The following is an 850-nucleotide window of genomic DNA, read 5'->3' as shown; positions in this document are numbered from 1 at the left end:
CGACAGGGCCCCCGCCCCGGCGCTCACCCCGGCAGAAGCCGCGCCACCTGGGCCCTGAACCCGCGGCGGTCCACGGCCACGCAACCTTGACAGGGGCCACCGCCTCGGGACTCACCTCCACGGGAGCCACCGCGATCCTGGAATGCGGCCCGGCAGGGTCCCGTCCCGCCGCTCACCCCGGCAGAAGCCGCGCCGGGCACAAAACCGGTGGACGCCACCCGCCCCGGCGGAGGAGGTTGGCGGCATGGAGCAGGAGGAGATCTGGGACACCGACGCCGCCCAGCGCTATGACACGCCCGGCACGGGCATGTTCGCGCCCGAGGTCTTGGGGCCGACCGTGGACCGCCTGGCCGAGCTCGCGGGCGGCGGAGCGGCGCTGGAGTTCGCCATCGGCACCGGCCGGGTGGCCGTCCCGCTCGCCGGACGGGGAGTCCCCGTCACCGGTATTGAACTGTCGCGCCCGATGCTCGACCGGCTGCGGGCCAAGGCGGACGAGGCGACGATCCCCGTGATCGTCGGTGACATGGCGACCGCCACCGCCCCCGGCACGTACACGCTCGTCTACCTCGTCTACAACACCATTTCCAACCTGCTCACCCAGGCCGAGCAGGTCGAGTGCTTCCGCAACGCCGCCCGCCACCTGGGGCCCGGCGGCCGGTTCGTGATCGAGCTGTGGGTGCCCGAGCTGCGCAAGCTCCCACCGGGGCAGACGGCCACCGTCTGGCATGCCGAGCCCGGCTACATCGGTCTGGACACCTACGACGTACTGCGCCAGCACGTCGTGTCGCACCACTTCTCGTTCGACGACACCAAGCGGGCTCGGCTGTTCCGCAGTCCGCACCGTTACATC

At 72.1% G+C, this 850-nt stretch carries 1 protein-coding gene; it reads left to right on the top strand.

The genetic code is table 11. The features are described 5' to 3' along the window. Window positions 1-244: 244 nt before the first annotated feature. Window positions 245-850 (top strand): class I SAM-dependent DNA methyltransferase (locus AXW62_RS39770; protein ID WP_060948563.1); only part of this gene is annotated, 606 nt, incomplete at its 3' end.

The organism is Streptomyces hygroscopicus subsp. hygroscopicus (genome assembly GCF_001553455.1).
In the GTDB taxonomy this organism is placed as follows: Bacteria; Actinomycetota; Actinomycetes; order Streptomycetales; family Streptomycetaceae; genus Streptomyces; species Streptomyces hygroscopicus.
The sequence above is the reverse complement of the archived record's forward strand: the minus strand, read 5'-3'. Positions and strand labels throughout refer to the sequence as shown.